This is a genomic window from Sphingomonas sp. UNC305MFCol5.2 (assembly GCF_000712135.1).
Taxonomy (GTDB): Bacteria; Pseudomonadota; Alphaproteobacteria; order Sphingomonadales; family Sphingomonadaceae; genus Sphingomonas.
Map to the genome: position 1 here is coordinate 888195 of NZ_JOOE01000002.1, position 17613 is coordinate 905807.

The 17613-nt window shown below is 66.4% G+C and carries 20 protein-coding genes; 5 read left to right on the plus strand and 15 right to left on the minus strand.

Translation table 11 applies throughout. The features are described 5' to 3' along the window. Window positions 1-40: 40 nt before the first annotated feature. A complete protein-coding gene (gene apaG, locus BR78_RS0111520; protein ID WP_029728601.1) occupies window positions 41-439 on the minus strand; it encodes a Co2+/Mg2+ efflux protein ApaG in 399 nt (132 codons plus the stop codon). 11 nt (window positions 440-450) lie between these two features. Then, complete coding sequence (locus tag BR78_RS0111525; protein ID WP_029728602.1) at window positions 451-1656, minus strand: trans-sulfuration enzyme family protein; 1206 nt, start codon at window positions 1654-1656, stop codon at window positions 451-453. A gap of 104 nt (window positions 1657-1760) precedes the next feature. Between BR78_RS0111525 and BR78_RS0111530 the strand changes: the two genes are divergently transcribed. Continuing rightward, window positions 1761-3026 (plus strand): phospholipid carrier-dependent glycosyltransferase, encoded by a 1266-nt coding sequence (locus tag BR78_RS0111530; protein ID WP_029728603.1) that lies wholly within the window; start codon window positions 1761-1763, stop codon window positions 3024-3026. Here BR78_RS0111530 and BR78_RS0111535 read toward each other — a convergent pair. Genes BR78_RS0111535 through recO form a run of 3 tightly spaced genes read right to left on the minus strand, consistent with a single transcriptional unit; the run spans window position 3023 to window position 5956 of the window. Next, window positions 3023-4126 carry a glycosyltransferase gene (locus BR78_RS0111535; protein ID WP_029936509.1) on the minus strand — a complete coding sequence of 368 codons (1104 nt, stop codon included), beginning with the start codon at window positions 4124-4126 and terminating at the stop codon, window positions 3023-3025. The genes BR78_RS0111530 and BR78_RS0111535 overlap by 4 nt on opposite strands. Next, complete coding sequence (gene leuB, locus BR78_RS0111540; protein WP_029936510.1) at window positions 4123-5175, minus strand: 3-isopropylmalate dehydrogenase; 1053 nt, start codon at window positions 5173-5175, stop codon at window positions 4123-4125. The genes BR78_RS0111535 and leuB overlap by 4 nt, the downstream gene beginning before the upstream one ends. A 49-nt stretch (window positions 5176-5224) precedes the next feature. Further along, the gene (gene recO, locus BR78_RS0111545) at window positions 5225-5956 is read right to left on the minus strand and encodes a DNA repair protein RecO (RefSeq protein ID WP_029936511.1); all 732 of its coding nucleotides are present in this window, start codon (window positions 5954-5956) and stop codon (window positions 5225-5227) included. Window positions 5957-6134: 178 nt separating this feature from the next. On the opposite strand from recO, the gene BR78_RS0111550 reads away from it, so the two are divergent. Further along, complete coding sequence (locus tag BR78_RS0111550) at window positions 6135-6776, plus strand: glutathione S-transferase family protein (protein ID WP_029936512.1); 642 nt, start codon at window positions 6135-6137, stop codon at window positions 6774-6776. Here BR78_RS0111550 and BR78_RS0111555 read toward each other — a convergent pair. From BR78_RS0111555 to uvrC, 3 genes are all read right to left on the minus strand, one after another. Beyond that, a complete protein-coding gene (locus tag BR78_RS0111555) occupies window positions 6773-7714 on the minus strand; it encodes a GNAT family N-acetyltransferase (protein WP_029936513.1) in 942 nt (313 codons plus the stop codon). The two genes, BR78_RS0111550 and BR78_RS0111555, sit on opposite strands and share 4 nt — an antisense overlap. Further along, a complete protein-coding gene (locus BR78_RS0111560; protein ID WP_029936514.1) occupies window positions 7711-8667 on the minus strand; it encodes a polysaccharide deacetylase in 957 nt (318 codons plus the stop codon). Before BR78_RS0111560 ends, BR78_RS0111555 begins: the two co-directional genes overlap by 4 nt. Before the next feature lie 352 nt (window positions 8668-9019). Next, entirely contained in the window at window positions 9020-10942 is a 1923-nt protein-coding gene (gene uvrC, locus BR78_RS0111565) for an excinuclease ABC subunit UvrC (protein ID WP_029936515.1), read from the minus strand. A 95-nt stretch (window positions 10943-11037) separates the two neighbouring features. Between uvrC and BR78_RS0111570 the strand changes: the two genes are divergently transcribed. Further along, window positions 11038-11784, plus strand: coding sequence for a class I SAM-dependent methyltransferase (locus BR78_RS0111570; RefSeq protein WP_029936516.1), 747 nt, complete (start codon window positions 11038-11040; stop codon window positions 11782-11784). A 214-nt stretch (window positions 11785-11998) separates the two neighbouring features. Here the strand turns inward: BR78_RS0111570 and BR78_RS20510 are convergent, their stop codons facing one another. Continuing rightward, window positions 11999-12238 (minus strand): hypothetical protein, encoded by a 240-nt coding sequence (locus BR78_RS20510; RefSeq protein ID WP_037566474.1) that lies wholly within the window; start codon window positions 12236-12238, stop codon window positions 11999-12001. 108 nt (window positions 12239-12346) lie between these two features. On the opposite strand from BR78_RS20510, the gene BR78_RS0111580 reads away from it, so the two are divergent. Beyond that, window positions 12347-13270 (plus strand): hypothetical protein, encoded by a 924-nt coding sequence (locus BR78_RS0111580; protein WP_029936517.1) that lies wholly within the window; start codon window positions 12347-12349, stop codon window positions 13268-13270. Window positions 13271-13295: 25 nt separating this feature from the next. Here the strand turns inward: BR78_RS0111580 and BR78_RS0111585 are convergent, their stop codons facing one another. From BR78_RS0111585 to BR78_RS0111605, 5 genes are all read right to left on the minus strand, one after another. Next, window positions 13296-13865, minus strand: a complete 570-nt coding sequence (locus tag BR78_RS0111585) for a F0F1 ATP synthase subunit B family protein (RefSeq protein ID WP_029936518.1) — start codon at window positions 13863-13865, stop codon at window positions 13296-13298. After that, entirely contained in the window at window positions 13858-14349 is a 492-nt protein-coding gene (locus BR78_RS0111590) for a F0F1 ATP synthase subunit B family protein (RefSeq protein ID WP_029936519.1), read from the minus strand. Before BR78_RS0111590 ends, BR78_RS0111585 begins: the two co-directional genes overlap by 8 nt. 54 nt (window positions 14350-14403) lie before the next feature. Next, a complete protein-coding gene (locus BR78_RS0111595) occupies window positions 14404-14631 on the minus strand; it encodes a F0F1 ATP synthase subunit C (RefSeq protein ID WP_029936520.1) in 228 nt (75 codons plus the stop codon). Window positions 14632-14680: 49 nt separating this feature from the next. Continuing rightward, window positions 14681-15433, minus strand: a complete 753-nt coding sequence (locus BR78_RS0111600) for a F0F1 ATP synthase subunit A (protein WP_081855754.1) — start codon at window positions 15431-15433, stop codon at window positions 14681-14683. Between the two features lie 69 nt (window positions 15434-15502). Next, entirely contained in the window at window positions 15503-15820 is a 318-nt protein-coding gene (locus tag BR78_RS0111605) for an AtpZ/AtpI family protein (RefSeq protein WP_029936522.1), read from the minus strand. 265 nt (window positions 15821-16085) lie between these two features. On the opposite strand from BR78_RS0111605, the gene radC reads away from it, so the two are divergent. Beyond that, the gene (gene radC / locus BR78_RS0111610) at window positions 16086-16769 is read left to right on the plus strand and encodes a RadC family protein (RefSeq protein ID WP_029728782.1); all 684 of its coding nucleotides are present in this window, start codon (window positions 16086-16088) and stop codon (window positions 16767-16769) included. 158 nt (window positions 16770-16927) lie between these two features. Here radC and BR78_RS0111615 read toward each other — a convergent pair whose 3' ends face one another. Next, window positions 16928-17566: a hypothetical protein gene (locus BR78_RS0111615; RefSeq protein ID WP_231478235.1), complete on the minus strand. Its 639-nt coding sequence runs from the start codon at window positions 17564-17566 to the stop codon at window positions 16928-16930. Window positions 17567-17613: the final 47 nt, after the last annotated feature.

A 17613-nucleotide genomic window follows, 5' to 3' on the forward strand; every position in this document is an offset into this window, starting at 1 on the left:
CAGGCTTCTCGACTGCGCTCGAAGCGAACGGACCATTGGCTCACCCCGTCACCGCCGGTGCCATCAGCGCGAATTTCGGGATTGCCACGTCGAACGCCGCGCCGTCCTCGCCGATCATGTGATAGCTGCCCTGCATGTGCCCGGTCGGAGTAGAGAGCGGGCAGCCCGAGACATAGTCGAAACTCGCGCCTGGCTCGATCATCGGCTGCTCGCCGACCACGCCTTCGCCTTCCACCGAATGGTGCGCGCCGCGGCCGTCGGTGATCACCCAATGGCGCGTGAGCAATTGCACCGTGAACGGCCCCGTGTTTTCGATGCGGATATGATAAGCCCAGAACCAGCGGCCACGTTGCGGCTCGGACTGTTCGGGCAAATAGGAAACCGAGACGCGCACGACGATGCCGCGAGTCTCGGCCTCGTCGGTGAACAGCGCCTTCATCACCGCGTCGCTCACAGCCCGACGCGTCCGAGGGCCTGATCGAGATCGGCGATCAGATCCTCGGGGTCTTCGAGCCCGACATTCAGCCGCAGCATGCCTTCGGTCACGCCCATCTCGATCCTCTTCTCCTCGGTGACTCCGGCATGGGTAGTCGACGAAGGATGCGTCATCAGCGAGCGTGAGTCGCCGATATTGTTCGAGATGTCGATCAGTTCGAGCGCGTCGAGCAGCCCATGCGCCTGCGTACGGCCCTCCACTTCCAGCGAGAAGATCGGCCCGGCGGCTTCCATCTGGCGCATGAAGAGATTGTGCTGCGGATGGCTGGGCAGCGCCGGGAAGTTGATCCTCGGCACGCGCCCTTCGAGGAAGCGCCCGACCTGGAGCGCATTCTCGCTCTGTCGGCGGATGCGCAGGTCGAGCGTCTCCAGCCCCTTCAGTACCACCCAGGCATTGAACGGACTGAGCGTCGGCCCGGTGTTGCGCGTGAAGGCGAGCAAGGTCTCGTTGATGAATTTCTCGCTGCCGGTCACTGCGCCCGCGAGCACGCGCCCCTGCCCGTCCATCATCTTGGTCGCCGAATAGGCCACCACGTCCGCCCCGAAATCGATCGGCCGCTGGAGCGCGGGCGTCGCGAAGGCATTGTCGACCACCGTGGCGATTCCGCGCGCCTTCGCGATCCCGCACACCGCTTCCAGATCGACCACGTCCATCGTCGGATTGGCAGGAGTCTCGAAGAAGAACACTTTGGTGTTCGGGCGGATCGCGTCCTGAAACTGCTGCGGATCGCGCGCATCGACGATCGTCGTCTCGATGCCGAATTTGGGCAGCAAGGTGTCGGTCAGCCAGCGGCACGATCCGAACGCCGCGCGCCCGCCGACCAGATGGTCGCCCTGCTCGAGCTGGCAGAGCAGGGCTGCGGTCATCGCTGCCATGCCGCTCGCCATCGTCCGGCACGCCTCGGCGCCTTCGAGCAATGCGATCCGCTCCTCAAGCATCTGCACCGTCGGGTTCTGCAGGCGCGAATAGGTCATGCCCTCCTGCTCGCCCGCGAACCGCGCCGCGGCGTCGCCCGCGCAGTCATAGGCATAGCCCGAAGTGAGGAAGAGCGCCTCGCTGGTCTCGCCGAACTCCGATCGCATCGTCCCACCGCGGATCGCCTGCGTTGCGGGCTTCCAGTTGCGCGTGACGCTACGGTCCTGTCCAGTACGACGTTTCATGGATTTGCTTTGCAGGTGGCGAAGGGCTCGCGTCAACCATCGAAGGCCCTCGCGAGGGAGGATTTGGGTTCGTCTCGCTTCAACCTTCGGCTATCCACCGCGTCATGCGCGATCGCCTCAAGGCTCTCCAGACCCGTCCGTTCCTCGTCGCACTGCTGCTGGGGCTCGCTGCCCAGTTGCTGTTCACGGTGCATCTCGACCGGCCGAGCCGGATCATGTTCGACGAAGTCCATTACGTTCCCGCCGCGAAGGCACTGCTGGGCCTCGAAGGTCCGCGCAATATCGAGCACCCCCTTGTCGGAAAGGAGCTGATCGGCGCGGGGATCGTGCTGTTCGGCGACAATCCGGTCGGCTGGCGTGCTTTCACGACGCTGGCAGGCACTGCGACGGTGCTTGGCGCCTTCGCGTTCGTGTGGCTGCTCCTCGGCTCGATGCGCGCCGCTTTGGTCGGCGCGGTTCTCACCGCGCTCAACCAGAGCGTGTACGTCCAGGCCCGCACCGCGATGCTCGACATCTTCCTGGGCGCCTTCCTGCTCTGGGCGATGGTGCTGATGCTTTGGGCGATGAAGGGCAGTCCGGGCCAGGTCCGCCGCCGCTGGATCGGCGCCGCGGTGCTGTTCGGCCTCGCCGTCGGCACCAAATGGGCCGCGATCCCCTATGTCGCGCTCGCCGGCCTCGCCTTCCTCGTCATCCGCCTCAGCGACGCCCGCGCCAAAAGGCCGCCCCACTGGCCCGGTCTCGGCACGATCACCGGCCTGCTGATCCTCGGCGCGGTGAGCATCGTCACCTATTTCGCGACCTTCTTCCCCGCCTTCTTCTATGCGCGCGATCCGCTTACCCTCGCCGGGCTGATCCCGCTCCAGCGCGACATGTACGCGCTTCAGACGCAGGTGCTGGCGAAGCACACCTATCAGTCCGACTGGTGGAGCTGGCCGCTGATGATCCGGCCGATCTGGTATTTCTACGAATGGGATCAGGGCGCCCAGCGCGGCGTGCTGCTGATCGGCAATCCGGTGATCATGTGGGGCGGACTGCTCGCGGTGCTGGCCTGCTTATGGGCGGGGTTTCGCGAGAAGGCAGTGCGCCCGCTGGCGGTGGCTTTGCTGTGGATCGCCAGCCTCGCAATCTATGTCGTGATCCCGAAATCGATCGGTTTCTATTATTATTACCACCTCTCGGGCATCTTCCTGTGCCTCGCGCTGGCAGTGGCGTTCCACCATTTCGACCGCGGTCGGGGCAAGGGCCGCGAGGAATGGTTTCTCTTCGCGGCTCTGGTCGCGTTCGTCTACTTCTACCCGATCCTCGCCGCCTCGCCGCTGAAGAACGATCAGGGCTTCACCTACTGGATGTGGTTCAACAGCTGGCGCTAGTAGCGTCCCCACGTAAACCGCGACGACAGCGCGAAATTCCACACCGCCGCCACGGCGATTCCCGCCAGCGCCGACATGCGCCAGTCGCCGTGCTGGACATTGTGGAGGAACGCCGAGACGCCGACATTCGCCGCCGCGCCCACCGCACAGACGAGGCAGAAGCTCACCCAGCCGCCGATCAACTCCCTGGCGCCCTTGAGCCTCTGCTCGCGATAAGTGAGCGTGTTGTTGAGGAAGAAGTTGAAGGTCATCGCGACGATCGTGGCGATGATCGTCCCGGTGACGAACGGCCAGTCGAGCCCGCGGAACAGCACCCCCAGCACGACGAAATGCACCGCCGCTCCGAGTGCCCCGATCGCCGAGAACATCGCGAACCGCACCGGCACGACCTTGCCGAACATCCGGTCATAGAGCGCGATCAGATATTCCATCGCCACGACATGATCGAGCTTGCTCTCGCCCTCGGTCCGGATGCGGAACGTGTAGGGCAGCTCGCGGAACTTGAGCGGGTGCGGCGCCGCGGTCATGATGTCGAGCAGGATCTTGAAGCCGATCCCCGACAAAGTCGGGACGAGATCGCGGACGATTTGCGTCCGGATCATGAAGAAGCCGCTCATCGGATCGCTCAGATCGGCCTTGAGTACCTGCCGCGACAATTTGGTCGCGAACGCCGACTTGGCGACGCGATCGCGGTCCCATTCCCCAGTCCCGCCGCCCGCGACGAAGCGCGATCCGACCACCACTTCCAGGCTGTCGTCCCCCTCCAGCGCATCGAGCATCGCCGGCAGGATCGTCTCGTCATGCTGGAGATCGCCATCGATCACCGCGACGAACGGCGCGGCGGTCGCGCACATCCCCTCGATGCACGCCGAGGATAGCCCGCGCCGACCGATTCGCTGGATCACCCGCACGCGCTTGTCGAGCCGCGCCAGCTCGCGCGCCGCCTGCGCGGTGCCGTCGGGGCTGTCGTCATCGACGAAGATTGCCTCCCAGTTGCGGCCTGCGAGGGCCTGATCGAGCTTGGCGATCAAAACGGGCACGTTTGCCCGCTCGTTGAACGTCGGAATGACGACCGCAAGCTCGAGCAGGTCGGGGGTCACACCAGCTCCCGCAGCACCGCGTCGCCCATCTCGGTGGTGGTCAGGCTGCCGCCCAGATCCGCGGTCCGCGCGCCCTTGGCCAGCGCCGCGCCCACTGCCTTCTCGACGCGCTGCGCCGATGCCTCGTCGGTCAGGCTGTGCCGCAGCAGCATCGCCGCCGACAGGATCGCCGCACAGGGATTGGCCTTGCCCTGCCCGGCGATGTCGGGTGCGCTGCCGTGGATCGGCTCGTACATGCCGTTGTCGCCGCTCCATGCGCGCAGCGAGGCCGAAGGCAGCATCCCGATCGAGCCCGCGCACATGCTCGCCTGATCGGAGAGAATGTCGCCGAACAGATTGCCGGTGACGATCACGTCGAAATCGGTGGGCCGCCGGACGAGCTGCATCGCGGCATTATCGACATACATGTGGGTCAATTCGATTTCGGGATAATCGGTGCTCATCTCGTTGACCACGTCGCGCCACAGCTGCGAGGTCTCGAGCACGTTCGCCTTGTCGACCGAGCAGAGCTTCTTCTTGCGCCGCTTCGCCATCTCGAACCCGACCCGGGCGATGCGCTCCACTTCGGCCTCGTTGTAGCTCATCACGTCATAGCCCTGGCGCAGGCCCTCGACATTGGTCCGCCGGCCCTTCTCGCCGAAATAGACGTCGCCGACGAGCTCGCGGACGATGACGATATCGAGATCGGCGACCACTTCGGGCTTGAGCGGTGAGGCGTCCTCCAGGCCGGGGAACAGCGTGGCCGGGCGCAGATTTGCGAACAGCCCCAGCTCGCGCCGGATGCCAAGCAACGCGGCTTCCGGACGCAATTGCCGTTCGAGCGCCTCGAACCGCGGATCGCCGATCGCCCCGAACAACACCGCATTGGCGCGCTTGGCGAGCGCCAGCGTGTCGGGCGGAAGCGGCCGCCCCGCGACGAGATAGGCCGCGCCGCCGACCGGGGCCTCCTCGAACTGCAGCCCGAGATCGAGCGCTTCGAGCACGCGGCGCGCCTGGGTGGTGACTTCGGGCCCGATCCCGTCGCCGGGCAGAACAGCAATCAGCGGCATTCTCGCTCCCTCAAGAAAAAGCCCGGCCGCTTTGCCCACACCCACCCCGTTACGCAACCGCCCGCATCAACCGGTCGACCAATCGCGATCGCGCCGCGACGATTTCGGCGCCCTTGCCGATCAGCAGGTCGCGCAGGAGGAAATGGCCGGTGAGCCGCAGCCCGTCGACGATGTCGTCCCATTCCGCCGCGCCGCCGGCGGTCAGGAACGGGGGCAATCGCAACAGCTGACGCTCATAGCCCTCCGCCCCGACGCGGCTCACCGCCACGCCGCTTTTCGGGCTCACGAAGACCAGATCGTCATTCCGTCCGGTCGCCGCGCAGCGCTCCAGATCGAGCCCGAAGCCGAGCTCGGCGAGCAGCAGCAATTCATAGCGCACCAACGCCACTGCCCAACCCCGCGCCGCGGGCGCCGCCTCGATCGCCGCGAGTACGCCGTCGAGCGCCGAATAGAGCCGCGGATAAGGTTGCGCATCCGGAAGCACGGCGGCGGTAAGCGCCGTCGCCCATTGCAGCGCTGCGGCAGGCAGCGGCTCGCCGAACAAGGGGGCGCGGCTGTGGATCAATTCGACGGTGAGTCCCGCCAGTTGCTCCTCGGTCCGCGACCGCCATTCGCCGAGCACGAGATTAGACGGCTGCAGCACCGGCCGCAGCGCCCGCGAACGCCCGCCCCGGACATAGCCCGCCTGCAGCCCGTCGCTTTCGGTGAGCGCGCGCACGATCGCCCCATGCTCGCCATGCGCGCGGACGCTGAGGAGAATGGCTTCGGCGCGCAAATGCATGGACCGGGCTTACCCCGACATCCCCAACCCGTCACCCCAGCCTTGTACCGGAGTCCACCGGGGGACGCGGAGTAGCAGGGGCTCCCGGCACTTCGGCCGGGATGACGGTTTCTTTTAATAACTATCGTTGCAACCGGGCGCTCGCCGGGTGAGGAAGGGTCGGGAAAAGGAGAGGCACATGATCACCGTCTGGGGCGAGGGCCGAGGCTTCCGGGTCATCTGGCTGCTCGAAGAATTGGGCCTCGCCTATCGCGTGCGCGACGTCGATCTGCTCGCGGACATCGAGAGCGACAGCGAATTCCTCGCGATCAACCCCGCCGCCTTCATCCCGGCGATCGAGGACGGCGGCACGGTGATGGTCGAATCGATCGCGATCCTCCAATATCTGGTGGCACGCCACGGCCCCACGCCGCTCGCGCCCGATCCCGGCGATCCCGCCTTCCCGACCTATCTGCAATTCCTCCATCTCGGCGAGGCGGGACTCGCCATGCCGATCAATATCGGCGTCGCCGCTCACATCCTCGCGCCCGAGGCCGAGAAGGACAATTGGAGCGTGCGCTGGGCAGTCAGGATCTTCGAGCAACGGATGCGACTGGTGACCCGGCAGCTGGCGCGCGCGCCGTACATGGCGGGGGACAGGTTCACCGCGGCCGACATCTCGATCACCTATGCGCTGCAATTCGCCCGGCGGACGGGCTTCCACTCTCCCGATGAAGTGGAACAGGCCTATATTGCGAGGACCACCGGGCGCGAAGCCTATGCGCGGGCGTTGGACAGCTGCCCCGGAACCAAGGCCTGGGCGGCGTCGGTTGGCGGCTAGCCGCCCCGCCGCAGCTTCTTCGCCAGCTTGCCCAGCCCCGCGGCGTTCACTGTCTTCTTCCCTAGCGCCACCGTCCGGTTGAACCCGCCCAGCGCCGCCATCACCCCCCGGTTCGCCAGGCTCGGCCGCAGCAGCAGCAGGTCGACGCATTCCACGCCGCCGGTCGCGAACTGGCGCTTGTGCTGCCCCTCGCCCTCGGTGAAGTCGAACGCCGCGAAGCGCCCCTCGCCGAACAGATCCTGCATCGCCTCCAACTGGAGCACCGCGCCCGGCGACCACTCGTTGAACTTCGGATCATGCCCGACATAGGCGTAGAGCACCGTATCGCCGTGGATCGGGCAATAGAGATAGGCCGCCGGCTCCCCCGCGATGCTGAGCAGCCACGCGCGCACCTGATCCGCCGAAGCGAGTTCGCGCATCGTGCGGAGAAACGCCGCGTCCTCGGGAAGCCCCGATCCCAGCAAGCGTTCCTGATAGGTGGTCGCCGAGATCGCCCGCGCCACGGGATGGAACGCCGCCAGTTCCTCCGGCGTGCGGAAGCGCCGCACGTCGAGCGTGCCACCCGAGGCCGCCGCGATCTTCTTCGCCTTGCGGCGCAGTCCCTGCCGCGCGTTCGACGACAGGCTGGCGAACCAGTCGTCATAGCTCCCGGCGAAATCGAGATAATAGCGCGTGTAGCGCTGGCGCACGAAGGGCAGCATCGCGCCCGATCCGGCGACCAGCGCCGCCATCTGGCTTTCGGGCAACGACGTCACGCTATACCCATCTGCATCGCGGTCGACCGGCGGCAGCGCGGGCGCCACCCCGCTCCGCGCCTCGGCGAGCGTCAACGGCACCCGCACCAGCGATCGCCGCACGCTCAGCAACGTTCGCGCCCCGATCTCGAACTTGAGCCGCACCGGCTGCGGCGCGGCCGCGATCTCCCGCACTGCGTTCACGCCGCGCGCTCCTCGACCCAGTTCGACCAGAGCTGCTCGGCCTGGCGCAGCCGCGTCCGCAGCATGCTCGGCGCGAGCGGCGCATCGCCCCGCCCCAGCGCCATCTCCGGCCGATCGGCGAAATGCGCGGTCTCCAGCGCACCGCGCCGTTCGGCCAGCATCCGGCAGAGCGCCTCGAAACGCCGCACATGCACCGCGTTGGGCCGCGTGCCGGCGCGGTTGGCGAGTTCGAAGCCGTGGCTCACCACCGTCACTGCGGCATGCTCCTCGCGCACGGCGTGATCGAGCGCGGCCTTCATTTCGGCGGCCGAGAGCGCGCAGATCTGGAAATGGCGCAGATGCCCCTTCTGGTCCTCGATCAGAGTCACCGGCACTTCGATCACGCCGCGATGCACGACAGGCGCGATCTGGCGCGGTTCGAGCCCGATAGCGCTCGGCCAGGGATGTTCGGAGCCGTTGTGGCTCGAATCATAGGCGAATTCGAGCTTCGCCAGCGCCGCCAGCGTGTCGTCGCTCGCCGAATAGGAACCCGACCGGAAGGCGATCGGATCGGGCGCGCCCGCCGCCGCCAGCATGTCCGCCGCACCCGAAATCAGCTCGACCTGCTCGGCGAGGCTATAGTCGATCAGCTCGAACGGCCCATAAGTGGCACCGCGATCGCCGGCATGCGCGCCGGTCCAGTTTGGATGGAGGTGCAATTGCACTTCCTGCCCCGCCTCGAGGATCGCTCCCACCACGCGCTTGATCGGATCGAGCCCATAGACGAGCGCCGGCATGGGATCGACGAAGAAGCACGCCTTGAGCCCGTGCGCGGCCAGTTGTTCGAGCTGCCAGCTGATCCCGACCCCCGCCGGCTCGAGCGAGCGCTGGACGATCGTATCGGCATCCAGTCCGGCGACGTGGTGGCGCCACATCAGCTCGGTATCGACAGTCAGGAAGACGCGGGTCGGCATGGTGGCTCCCTATCCGATCCAGGTGAAGAAAACGCCAATCCCGGTCGAAGTCTCCTATTCTTCGTCACCCCGGCCCCTTCGACTCCCTGCAAGGCAGACGCTCAGGACAGGCTCGAGCCGGGTCCCGCTGCCTTTGGCCTGGCAGAAGAAGCGGGATCCCGGCTCGAGGCCGGGATGACGGAAATTCATTCAATGGTCTGTTTGGGCTCTCAAACTTACGGCTTGATCCCGTAGCGTGCGTAATCCTCGTCCACCCGTGGCCAGGTCACCCGCGCGGCGGCGAGATCGGCATCGCCGCCTGAGCCCCGTTCAAGGTGCCGAGACTAGCGCCTCGTGTGTCGGGGGCAAACGCTCAACGCGAATGGAAATAATCATACACCTGCTGCGCCACCGCCGCCGATACGCCGGGCGCCTTGCGCAGATCCTCGAGGCTCGCGCCGCGTACCGCGCGCGCGGTGCCGAAATGCATCAGCAGCGCTTTCTTGCGCGCCGGCCCGATGCCGGGGACTTCGTCGAGCGGGCTCGCGCCGATCGCCTTGCTGCGCTTGTCGCGGTGCGCCCCGATCGCGAAGCGGTGCACTTCGTCGCGCAGCCGCTGGAGGTAGAAGAGCACCGGCGAATTGACCGGCAGCGTCAGTTCGCGCCCGTCCATCAAATGGAAGACTTCGCGCCCGTCGCGGCCATGGTGCGGGCCCTTGGCGACTCCGACGAGGCAGACGTCCTCGATGCCGAGATCCTCGAGCACTCCCTTTACGGCGTTCAATTGCCCGCGCCCGCCATCGATCAGCACCAAATCGGGCCAATTGCCGCCCTGCCGGTCGGGATCCTCCTCCTGCGCGCGGGCGAAGCGGCGGCCGAACACTTCGCGCATCATGCCGAAATCGTCGCCCGCGATCGTCTCGGGCCGCTTGATGTTGAACTTGCGATACTGGTTCTTGCGGAACCCTTCGGGGCCCGCGACGACCATCGCGCCGAGCGCGTTGGTGCCCTGGATATGGCTGTTGTCGTAGATCTCGATCCGGTCGGGCGGCTCGGGCAATTCGAAGATGTCGGCGATCTCGGCGAGCAGCTTCGCCTGCGTCGTGCTCTCCGCCATCCGCCGGTCGAGCGCCTCGACGGCGTTGCGCTGCGCCTGTTCGAGCAGCCGCCGGCGCGGCCCGCGCTGCGGCACGCCGAGCGCAACCTTGTGCCCCGCCCGCTCGGCCAAAGCCTCGCTCAACAGCTTCGCCTCTTCCAGATTGCGGTCGACGAAGATCGTCTTCGGCGGCGGCACTTCCTCGTAGAATTGCATCAGGAACTGGCTGAGCACTTCGTCCTCGGGCACGTCGTTGGTGTGCGCGGGGAAGAAGCTGCGATGCCCCCAATTCTGCCCGCCGCGGATGAAGAAGGCCTGGATCCCCATCACTCCCTGCTTGCACGCGAGTGCGAAGATGTCGGCGTCGCCCACGCCTTCGGCGTTGATCGCCTGGCTGCCCTGAATGAACGTCAGCGCCTTCAGCCGGTCGCGCAGGATCGCGGCCAGCTCGAAATCGAGATTCTCGGCGGCGGCCTGCATCTGCTCGCCGAGCTTGGCCTGCACCTTGGTCGATTTGCCCTGCAGGAAGTCGCGCGCGTCGCTCACCAGCTCGGCATAGCCCGCCTCGTCGATCCGCCCCACGCACGGCGCCGAGCAGCGCCGGATCTGGTAGAGCAGGCACGGCCGGTCGCGCGTCGCGAAGAAGCCGTCGGTACAGCTCCGCAGCAGGAACAGTTTCTGCAGCGCATTGAGCGTCTTCCGGACCTGCCCCGCCCCCGCGAACGGCCCGAAATAATCGCCCTTGTAGCGCCGCGCGCCGCGATGGAGCTGGACGCGCGCGAAGGCGTGATCCTGCCGCAGCAGGATGAAGGGGAACGATTTGTCGTCGCGCAGCAGCACATTGTACGGCGGGCGATAGCGCTTGATCAGCTGGGCCTCGAGCAGCAGCGCCTCGGCCTCGTTGTTGGTCGTGACGATCGTCATCGACCGCGTCTGCGCCACCATTCGCTGCAGCCGCTTCGAGAGCCGCGTCACCTGCGTATAGTTGTTCACTCGATTCTTGAGCGCGCGCGCCTTGCCGACGTACAGCACGTCGCCGCGCGCATCCTGCATCCGGTACACCCCCGGCCGCACCGGCAACGTCTTCAGCACGTTGCGGATCGCCGCCACGCCGGCGTCGAGATCGGGCACCCCCTCGCCGCGAACGGCGTAAGTGGCTTTTTCCTCGTTGAACCGGTTGGGGGAATTGGGGTCGGACATCGTCGGAAGCGATGTAGGCGCGGCAAGGATTCCGGGCAACTTGATCGGTCACATTAACGTGTCATAGTGTGCTCAAACACCATGGGAGAGTCGCCGTGAAACTGCTCGTGACCACCGCCCTGCTCGCGCTCGCCGCACCCCTCGCGGCACAGGCGCAAACCGTCTCCGCGCCGATCCAGACCGCGCTTGCCGATCCCGGCCGCCCCGCCACCGACAAGGAACGCGACGCGGCGCGCCATCCCGGCGAGTTGCTCGCCTTTGCCGGCGTGAAGCCCGGCGACAAGGTCGCCGACTTCATCATGGGCGGCGGCTATTTCACGCGCATCCTTGCGAAGACGGTCGGCGACAAGGGGCATGTCTATGCCTATCAGCCCGCCGAGTTCATCAAGTTTCGCGCCGCTTATGCCGACGAGCAGAAGGCCGCGACCACGGGCTATGCCAATGTCACGCCGCTCAGCGATTCGCTCGCCACGGTGAAGTTCGCCGAGCCGCTCGACGCGATCGTCACCGTGCAGAACTGGCACGATCTGCACCTGAAGCAGTCGCCCACCGGCTTCGCCGCGGCGATGGCCAAGCGGCTCTACGATAATCTCAAGCCCGGCGGTGTGTTGCTGGTGGTCGACCATGTCGCCGCCGCCGATCCCGGCTTCGCGGTGCCCGACAAGCTCCACCGCATCGACCCCGCCGCCGCGCGCGCGGAGATCGAAGGCGCCGGCTTCAAGTTCGACGGCAGCCTGCCGCTGCTCGCCAACCCGGCCGATCCGCACACCGCGATCGTGTTCGACCCGTCGATCCGCGGCAAAACCGATCAGTTCGTCTACCGCTTCCGCAAGCCGGGCTAGGTTGACTCATATCTTCCTCGTCACCCCAGCCCCTTCGACTGCCTGCAAGGCAGGCGCTCAGGACAGGCTTGAGGCGGGGTCCCGCTGTTCTGGACCGGCAGAAGAAGCGGGATCCCGGCTCGAGGCCAGGATGACTGCAATTTATCAATGGCTTGTGTAGGTCCTCAACCTGGACCACAGCCGCCACGCCAGCGGTCCCGGCGTTGGCGATACTCTATTTCCCCGCCTCGCGTTCGATCCGCGCTGCTTCGGCTTCGATCCGGTTCATCTCGGCCGCGACGCGTGCCTTCACGTCCTCGGCCGAACGCCGCTCGTCGGACGCGTGTTGCCAGGCGAGCAATACGGCCAGCGCCGCCAGCACCAGCGCAACCCCACCGCCTACGCTCAGCCAGCGCGTGGGGTTCGCTCCCGAATCCGCCTGGACCGCCGGCCTGTCCCGTTGCTTCGATGCCATTGCTCCAGCCTAGCACGATGTCTCCCGCCCGCCAGACCCCGAAACGGCCCGCACTGGACATTGGCGAAGGGTATGAGACACTCGGTCGAACTTCGGGGGGAAATCCGAATGTCACAGGAACGCGCTTATACGCTGTCCGGGCGGATCAGCATCCTGATGTTGTCGATCCAGTGGATCGTCTTCGGATCGATGCACTTTTCGCATCTTCCCGACACGCTCCTGCAGCTTCCCGGCTATTTCCACGATCCCTTTCGCGTTCCGATCGTCATCGTCACCGGCATCGCCGAAGTGGCGGTGGGCATCCTGATCCTCGTCCCCGAGATGCGCAAATCAGCGGCGATGGGTTCGCTGGTGCTGCTCGTCCTGTTGCTCCCGGCGATGTATCACATCCTCGAGAGCGGCCTCGATCCGGCCAGCCAGATTCCCGGCTGGCTGCGTGCCGTGCTGGTGCCCAACAACATCCTGCTCGCGATCTGCTCGGTCTATCTATGGCGCAATCCGCATCTCGGCCTCGCCGATCCGCGCACGCGCGTCGAAGCGCAGGAGGCCCATCCGAGCCGGTGGGCATCCGGCGACATGGGGACGCCGCTGATCGCCCTGCTGCTATTATTGGCCAATTGCGCGGGTTTTCTCGCCGCGGGCTGGCCCAGCCGCGACACCGGCGCCGCGGTGTTGTGGGCGATGGCGAGCATCGCAGTCGGCGCGCTGATCGGCTTCCTGTTCGCGGTGCCGCGGATCAATCCCGAAGTGAAGATCCGCAGCCGATTGATCCCCAACGCCAATGTCGAGGCGGTGTCGGACTGGCTGACCAAGATCCTCGTCGGCGTCGGGTTGGTCAACTTCCAGTCGATCGGCCGCTTCGTCGATGGGCTCGCGACCCAGCTCAGTCAGGATATCGGCCGAACCCACGCGTATGCGCTCGGCCTGATCATCTATTTCTGGGCGGTCGGCGTGATCCAGGGATATGTGCTCACGCGCATCTTCCTCACCGCACGCTTCCGCACGGAGATACAGGACGATCTGGTGGCATAGCCGGGCGCACGCGGCGCCCGGCGGCTCAGTTGAGCCGGCCGAGCCCTGATATGGTCTTGTCGACCAGCGCCTTGTCGGCGCCGGCATCATGCTTGTCGGCGATGATCGCCGCGGCGGCGCGGGTCGCGGCTTCGGCGGCCTTGGTGCGGACCGCCTGGATCGCGGCGCGCTCGGCGGCGGCGATCTTGTCTTCGGCCATCTTGGCGCGGCGGGTGGTGAGCTCGGCCGCGTCGCTCTCGGCCTTGGCGAGCACGGCCTTGGCCTCCTCGTCGGCATGGGCGAGCATCGCCTGGGCCTGCGCCTCGGCGCCGGCGATCTTCTTGGCATATTCGTCGCGCAGCGCCTCGGCTTCGGCGCGAAGCTGCTTCGCTTCGTCGAGCCGGTTGCGGATCGCCGCGATCTGACCATCGAGCCCGCGCGTGATCAGTCCGGGGACCTTCTTCCAGATCAGGATCAGGATGAAGACCGCCATCGCGATCGACACCCACACCGTGGCGTCGAGCCCGAAGATCGACGGGTCGGCGTGATGCGCGACACCGCCCTCAGCCGTGGTCACGGCGTGCTCGGCCGTAACCGGATGTGCTGCCTCAGCCATTGAGCGCCGCCTTCACTGCCTTCTTGGCCTCCGCGGCCGTTACCTTGGCGCCCGAGAAGCGCGCGACGATGTCGCGTGCCGCCTCGGCTGCCACTGCCTCGATCTCGGCGCCCGCCGCTACGCTGGCTTCGGCGATCTGCGCCTCGGCCGCCGCGATGCGGGCATCGGTCTCGGCATGCGCCGCGGCGAGCCTTTTCTCGGCCGCGGCAGTGCCCTGCGCACGCGCTTCGGCGATGCGCTTCTGCGCGCCTTCGCGCGCGGCATTCTCTTCGGCCCGCCACTTCTCTTCCGCGGCGTCGGCAGCGGCACGCGCAGCCTCGGCGGCGGCGAGGTCGCCGGCGACCGACTGGTCGCGCGCATCGACCGTCGACAGCACCTTGGGCAGCATGATCTTGCCCACGACGAAGAAGACGAAGCCGAACGTCACGAGCAGCCAGAAGATCTGGGACGCGAAGGTCTCGGCGAGCTGGGAGATCTGAGGCATTTTTATCCTATCCAGGAGCAGGCCGGGGGCACGCCCCGGCCCGAACCGGAAACGTTACGCGACGAAGATCAGGATCATCGCGACGACGAACGCGAGCAGACCGAGAAGCTCGGCGGCCGCGAAGCCGATGAACAGGCGACCCTGCTGGCCGTCGGCCGCACCCGGGTTGCGCAGCGCGCCCTCGAGGAACGAACCGAAGACGTTACCCACACCGATGGCGGCCATGCCGGCGCCGATCGCCGCGAGACCTGCGCCGATGAGCTTGGCTGCTGCTGGATCCATTTTCTAAACTCCTGCTTCGAACTTGTTGGTTGGTACGGTTACGGAAAACTCAGTGCAGATGCTCGGCGTCGTTGATGTACAGCGACGTGAGCAGCGCAAAGACATAGGCCTGGATGCCGGCGACGAGGATCTCGAGCGCCGAGATGCCGACCATCAGCGCGAAGCTGGGGATGCCGACGCCGAGGCCGGGGATCAGGCCGGCATTGCCGGCGTTGATCACGAAGCCCGCGAGCACCTTCAGAAGGATGTGCCCTGCGATCATCGCGACGAACAGTCGCAGGCCCAGCGAGAAGGGGCGCACCATGAACGAGACGAACTCGATCGCGGGGATCAGCCAGATCAGCCAGAGCGGCGTGCCGTGCGGCACGAACAGCGAGAAGAACTTCAGCCCGTGCTTCCAGAAGCCGACGATCAGCACGATCGAGAAGCTCATGATCGCCAGCACGCCGGTGACGGTGAAATGGCTGGTGAAAGTGAACGGATGGATGCCCACCAGGCCCAGAGGCAGCAGTCCGAGCACGTTGGCGAACAGGATGAACATGAACAGCGAGAACACGTAGGGAAGGTATTTGCGCCCTTCCTTGCCCACGTTCGCCGCCAGCATCGAATCGATGAAGCCGGTGAAATTCTCGACCATCATCTGCCAGCGGCCGGGCACCACGGCGCGCTTCATGCCGCCCAGCATGAATGCCCAGAGGACGAAGGCCGCGATGCACATCCACAGCGCCGAATTGGTGAAGGCGATCTGATGGCCGGCAACATTGAAGCCGTCCCAGATCGTCTGCACCTCGAACTGGTGCATCGGGTCGATCTTGCCTGATTCAGCCGCCACGCTTGTTGATCCGCTTCATTAGCCAAAGCGCCCGAAGAGCTACTTCGAGCGCTGGTTCGAAATCCTGATGATGTTCCTGAAAGCACTCGCTATTCCAAGGAACAGCAGCACGAGCAGGAGCCACGGGGAGGTTCCCAGCAGCCAATCGAGCGTACCGCCGATCACTGCTCCTCCGACCATGGAACCGATCAGTTCGGCCAGCACGCGGTTCCCGAGGCGATAGCTGGCATCGCCCTTGGTATCCACGGCGCCGGTTCTGATCGCCTCTTCCGATTTGGCTCGCTTCAGTCGCTCGTCGAGCGAGTTAAGGCGGGCATCCTCGGGCAAGGGGTCCAGTCCGGGCTCGTTCTCGGCCAATTGCCTCTCCTGTAAGCCGTTTCCGGCAGGCCAGACGCATGTGCCGAGCGGCGAGCCCGCCAAGGCAGGGGCCGATTAGGATGGGGGGGCGGCTGAGTCAACCGTTGCGAACTGCGCCCTCCGTAACCGTCACCCCGGCCAAAGTGCCGGGGTCCACCGCGCCTTCGAGCGAAAAGACCAGAGGTTCCAGCCTTTCCTTCGCAGCACGGTGGATGCCGGAACAAGTCCGGCATGACGGATGGATTTATGCGGTTATAGTCCACGCATGCCCGTCGCCCCTCCCGACAACACCGGCCATCGCGCCCGCCTGCGCCAGCGCCTGTTCGAGGGCGGGCCGGACGCCCTGCTCGATCACGAGTTGATCGAATATCTCCTCGCCCTCGCCATCCCCCGCCGCGACACCAAGCCGCTCGCCAAGGCTTTGCTCACCGAATTCGGCGGCATCGCCGGCCTGCTCAACGCCGATGCCGAGGCGATCGCGCGCATCCCCGGCATGGGCGAGACCAGCGCCGCCGCGTTGAAGGCCGCGCACGCCGCCGCGCTCCGCCTGCTCCGCGATCAGGTCGCCGCGCGTCCGATCCTCGCCAATTGGCAGGCACTGCTCGATTACCTGCGCGCCGACATGGCGCACCACGCGATCGAGCGCGTCCGCGTGCTCCATCTCAACGCCCGCAACATGCTGATCCGCGACGAGCTGATGAACGAGGGCTCGATCGACGAAGCCCCGGTCTATGTCCGCGAGGTGATCCGCCGCGCGATCGATCTCGGCTCGGCGGCGATCATCCTCGTCCACAACCACCCCTCGGGCGATCCCTCCCCCAGCCGCGCCGACATCGAGATCACCAGGCAAGTCGCAGAGGCCGGCAAACGCCTCGGCATCGCGGTGCACGATCACATCATCCTGGGCGCGGAAGGCCATACCAGCCTGCGCGCGCGGGGGCTGATCTAGTCGTAGTTCAACGATAGCGTGGCCGTCTGGCACGCCCCTCCCTGTAAGGGAGGAGAATGAAGAATGACTGCACCCGACACGAAACCCCCACATGCCAAACGGCCGCCGGATATCCGGCGACCGCTCGGGAGGTGCGCCATGCGTGCGGCGCGGTGAGCTTAGGGCTTCGGCGTCAGGAACTTCGCGAGCTCGGCCTTGTCGACCGACTTGCTCTGGTCGGTGTCGGCCTGCGCGAAGGCCTGGCCGAGCCAGACGCCGGCCTCGGGCGAACCCGGCACGAAGGCAGGCTCCGACGCCTTGCGCAGCGTGCTCATCCACGCACCGAATTCGACATCGCTCAGCGAGCCGTTCGAATCCTTGTCATAGGTGCCGAAATCGCGGCCGACTGCCTGGCCAACCTGATCCGGCGTCGCTGCGGGCTGCGCGGTGCCGGCGCCACTGGTGCCGCTCGGCGTCGTGGCGCCCGGCTGCGCGGGCGTGGCGGGCGTCGCCGGCTGGGCCGGCGCGGTGCCCGGTTGTGCCGGAGTCGCAGGCTCTGCGGGCGTTGCCGGCTGGGTCGGCGTAGGCTGCGCGGCTTCGGTGGCCGGCGGAGTCGTAGCGGGCGGAGCTTCCTCCACCGTGCCCGAACCCTGCGTTCCCGGCGCGGCGTCGTCGGTCGTCGCCGGGGTCTCAGGCTTGGACTGAGTCGCGGCCGGCGTTTGCTGCTGCGGATGCGTAGTCTTGGTCGCAGGCTTGTCCTGCGCAAAGGCGGGCACAGCAACAAGCATAGACGTGGCCAGAATAACTGTCTTCAACATCGGGCGAATCTCCTGTGATTTGCTTCATCAGATCTGAGTCGACGAAG

Bases quoted from the DNA above. Each gene is read 5' to 3' on its own strand.
- BR78_RS20510 (WP_037566474.1), bottom strand. From the start codon at position 12,238: ATGGCATCGAAGCAACGGGACAGGCCGGCGGTCCAGGCGGATTCGGGA.
- BR78_RS0111600 (WP_081855754.1), bottom strand. From the start codon at position 15,433: ATGCACCAGTTCGAGGTGCAGACGATCTGGGACGGCTTCAATGTTGCC.
- BR78_RS0111560 (WP_029936514.1), bottom strand. From the start codon at position 8,667: ATGCCGACCCGCGTCTTCCTGACTGTCGATACCGAGCTGATGTGGCGC.
- radC (WP_029728782.1), top strand. From the start codon at position 16,086: ATGCCCGTCGCCCCTCCCGACAACACCGGCCATCGCGCCCGCCTGCGC.
- BR78_RS0111590 (WP_029936519.1), bottom strand. From the start codon at position 14,349: ATGCCTCAGATCTCCCAGCTCGCCGAGACCTTCGCGTCCCAGATCTTC.
- BR78_RS0111525 (WP_029728602.1), bottom strand. From the start codon at position 1,656: ATGAAACGTCGTACTGGACAGGACCGTAGCGTCACGCGCAACTGGAAG.
- leuB (WP_029936510.1), bottom strand. From the start codon at position 5,175: ATGCCGCTGATTGCTGTTCTGCCCGGCGACGGGATCGGGCCCGAAGTC.
- BR78_RS0111550 (WP_029936512.1), top strand. From the start codon at position 6,135: ATGATCACCGTCTGGGGCGAGGGCCGAGGCTTCCGGGTCATCTGGCTG.
- BR78_RS0111530 (WP_029728603.1), top strand. From the start codon at position 1,761: ATGCGCGATCGCCTCAAGGCTCTCCAGACCCGTCCGTTCCTCGTCGCA.
- BR78_RS0111580 (WP_029936517.1), top strand. From the start codon at position 12,347: ATGTCACAGGAACGCGCTTATACGCTGTCCGGGCGGATCAGCATCCTG.
- BR78_RS0111595 (WP_029936520.1), bottom strand. From the start codon at position 14,631: ATGGATCCAGCAGCAGCCAAGCTCATCGGCGCAGGTCTCGCGGCGATC.
- apaG (WP_029728601.1), bottom strand. From the start codon at position 439: ATGAAGGCGCTGTTCACCGACGAGGCCGAGACTCGCGGCATCGTCGTG.
- BR78_RS0111615 (WP_231478235.1), bottom strand. From the start codon at position 17,566: ATGTTGAAGACAGTTATTCTGGCCACGTCTATGCTTGTTGCTGTGCCC.
- uvrC (WP_029936515.1), bottom strand. From the start codon at position 10,942: ATGTCCGACCCCAATTCCCCCAACCGGTTCAACGAGGAAAAAGCCACT.
- BR78_RS0111585 (WP_029936518.1), bottom strand. From the start codon at position 13,865: ATGGCTGAGGCAGCACATCCGGTTACGGCCGAGCACGCCGTGACCACG.
- recO (WP_029936511.1), bottom strand. From the start codon at position 5,956: ATGCATTTGCGCGCCGAAGCCATTCTCCTCAGCGTCCGCGCGCATGGC.